Source organism: Streptomyces sp. YS-3 (genome assembly GCF_045257485.1).
Taxonomy (GTDB): domain Bacteria; phylum Actinomycetota; class Actinomycetes; order Streptomycetales; family Streptomycetaceae; genus Streptomyces.
Genome location: NZ_JBJHPC010000763.1, coordinates 1 through 2,827 on the forward strand (window position 1 = coordinate 1; position 2,827 = coordinate 2,827).

3 protein-coding genes and 1 pseudogene are annotated in these 2,827 nt (G+C 68.2%); 1 reads left to right on the forward strand and 3 read right to left on the reverse strand.

What is annotated here, in order from left to right; all coding sequences use genetic code 11:
* Positions 1 to 118 precede the first annotated feature (118 nt).
* Positions 119 to 511 (reverse strand): hypothetical protein, encoded by a 393-nt coding sequence (locus tag ACJA3G_RS34440; protein WP_406556964.1) that lies wholly within the window; start codon positions 509 to 511, stop codon positions 119 to 121.
* 144 nt (positions 512 to 655) lie between these two features.
* Positions 656 to 835: pseudogene (locus ACJA3G_RS34445) on the reverse strand (hypothetical protein); the annotation flags it as partial.
* Positions 836 to 846: 11 nt separating this feature from the next.
* Between ACJA3G_RS34445 and ACJA3G_RS34450 the strand changes: the two are divergent.
* On the forward strand, positions 847 to 1,350 hold the full coding sequence (locus ACJA3G_RS34450) for a DUF4231 domain-containing protein (protein ID WP_406556965.1): 504 nt from the start codon (positions 847 to 849) through the stop codon (positions 1,348 to 1,350).
* Positions 1,351 to 1,559: 209 nt separating this feature from the next.
* Here the strand turns inward: ACJA3G_RS34450 and ACJA3G_RS34455 are convergent, their stop codons facing one another.
* Complete coding sequence (locus ACJA3G_RS34455; RefSeq protein ID WP_406556966.1) at positions 1,560 to 2,663, reverse strand: hypothetical protein; 1,104 nt, start codon at positions 2,661 to 2,663, stop codon at positions 1,560 to 1,562.
* Between the last annotated feature and the right edge of the window lie 164 nt (positions 2,664 to 2,827).

Genomic DNA, 2,827 nt, shown 5'->3' on the forward strand with positions numbered 1-2,827 from the left:
CCCCGCCTACGCCCCATGGTCTGCCACCCCCGTCCACCGACACCACGATGCTCCCGCCTGGATCACGTCCATGGAAGGTTGCGGGTGGTCACGACGCGGGCGGCGGTGTTGCTCCGGTTCAGCGGCCGGATGCCGAGCCTGCTGCTTGAACGTCCTCATCCGCCGCCCGGCGCGGCCCGGGCACCAGGGCAGGCAGCAGGTCGAGCCCGGTGGGCTCGTCCAGCTTGGGCACGGTGATCCACGGCTCGCCGTGCCGGGTGGTGACCTTCACCGCGCCCGCCGAGCCGTCCGCCAGAGCTGCCGAGAGCCGGTCCAGGCCGTCGGTCATACGCCACTTCAGGTCCGTGATGAACGTCTGCGGGTCCATCGGCTGGCGGATGGCGGCGTAGTGCACGGCGTGGGTGGCTTCGAAGTCGCCGGGTAGGTCGTTCTCCGGGTTGCGCCAGCGCAGCCGCCCTCGATGTAGATCTCGCGGTGGCGGATCGCGTCCCGCAGTGCGACCAGGACGCACAGCTCGTATGGGATGCGTTCGGCCTTGCCCTTGTCATCGACGACCCTCGCGCCAGTCCTGCGCCAGAACCTGGCCGCCTTCGTGAACGCCAGCGTCCGTCGTCAGGGCGGGAACGAGGTTAGCGCCGCCGCCAGGAGGCAGGGGTCAGGGGTTGAGGTCCAGCACACGGACCGGCTTCCCGGCCCACCGTTGGGGGGCGGTGGTCGCGACGACAGCTCCGTCGGGGCGGTCTGCTGTGGGCTGCGCCGCATACTGGCTGTAAGCCGCAGCCCACGTCTGCTGCTGTGAGATGACCCGTGCGGCAGCCAGGTCCAAGTCGAGGAGCTGTGCGGATCATGAGCGCCCTCCATCAGCCTCCCCTGAATGAGCGGCGCAGTCTGTACCGCGAAGACGTCCCCACCATCGTCGAGCAGTACGAAACCGACAGCCGAAAGTACCGGCGGATCCATAACGCGCTGCAAAATCTCATCATGGTTGGCTCGGCCGCCACGACCACCGTCGCAGCGCTGGACAGCGGCAGGGAGCTGACCTGGCAGAACATCACGATCGTCGCCATCGGCTTAACCGTTACGTTGGCTGCGGGCTTCACCGGCTACTACAAGTACCGCGAGCGCAGCTTCTTCCTGCTCCAGACCGCTGATGCAATTGAGGAAGAGGTCAACGCCTTCACGCTGGGCTTCGGCCCCTGCAGCGACTTCGACGCGGACCAGGAGCAGCAAGCATTGAAGCTGTTCACCCAGCGAGTCGAAGACCAACGCAACGAGCAGCGTCGCCGCCAGCAACAACTGGACCAGCCAGCCGATCAGGCTGCCCCTTCCGGCCAGCCGCCAGCGGGGTGACTGGTCCGTAGCGCGACCCAAGCACATCGGTGCGCGGGCAGCATGCGGCCTCGGTGCGGCAGGAGGTCCTCTGCCGGCTGCGTGGCCACCACCGCTCGCATAGGCCGCACCACCGTCCCCAGCGAAGACGGAAGGCCCAGACCCTGGACGATCTGAGCCGTCCACCGAGCGGCATCCCCGCGGCGCAGCCCTCTGCCGCGGCTACGTGTTCACCAAGTAGGCCTTTCCCCCATCATCAGAGGGGCGCCTGCCGGCCCCTTGATGTACGGGCCGCGCCAGATCACCCGATGCTCCTGGCGGCTGGGGTACCACTGGCGGACCTTGTGCATCCGCACCGGCCACCGGTGGTGGTAAACCCGCGCCTTGCCCTCCACGCTGGTGTCCGTCGCGCGCGGGGAGGGAGCGGCGAGCCGGATGATCCGCACCTCGGGATCGTGCAGGGCGGGGCCGGCCTCACGGCTGGCGACTGCGGACGCCGGAGTAGCGGTTTGGGGCGGGTCAGCGGCGGTGATGCCCTGGGCGATCAGCCGCCAGAACGCGAACATGTAGCGTCCGGCGAAGTCGTCGTACGTATCATCCACACGGTCCCCACCCCACTCACCCGTCTCGGGTACCTCCTGTGCACGCCATTGGGCGGCATGAGTCAGTGCCTTTTGCAGCTGCCGGTGCTGCTCGGACAGGTCGGCGAGCCTCTCGCTGCTTTCTTCCGCCAGGCAGGCATCCCCCCGCATTCCATACATGCCGTCCGGCACCAACGGCGGGAGCGGGGCGCCGGAGCTGCGGGCCGTGGACACCGTCAGCCGCCACTCAGCCGGCTGCACCGGACCGTCGCGGTCCATGAAGGTGGTCACGCGCACACCCGCGTACTGCGCGGTGGGGAACATCTGGTGCTGTGTGACGAACTGCCAGCCGAAAGCCGCGGTGTCCGACAGTGCCCCAGCGCGATTCACGACCACGACGGGCTCGGGCAGCGCCAGTAACCCCGTGGGCACGGTAACGTCGCGGTCGCGGTCCAGCGTGCTGAGATCGGCTGGCTCAAGAGTGGCGGCTACGGCCATCACCGCCGCGTGCGCGGCCGGTGAGACGACGAAGACTTCCGCCTGCCGCAGCAGCTTCTCGATCTCGCGAATCTGCCATGAAGCGGCATCACCTGGTGAACGTGGCCACGGCGGCCTGAGCCCCTGCTTGCCCAACACCATCGACATGGCCGCTTGCCACTCCACACCCTCAGCCTTGACCACGTCCGTGAAGTTGCTGTGCAGCAGCACCCCTTGCAACTCCGTGAGGACGTTATTGATGTTGTCGGCGAGCATCACCTGTATCCACGAGTTACCGGACAGACTCGCCAACGAGGCCCGGCGCATCCGTTGCGCAGTCCGCGCCGCCCCAGAGGCCGTCCACTGCGCCGCCTGCTCCCGCGTCCTTTCCCGCTTGCCCCGACTTGCCTTCCCCACCGCGTGTCCCCCTCCCCGACGAC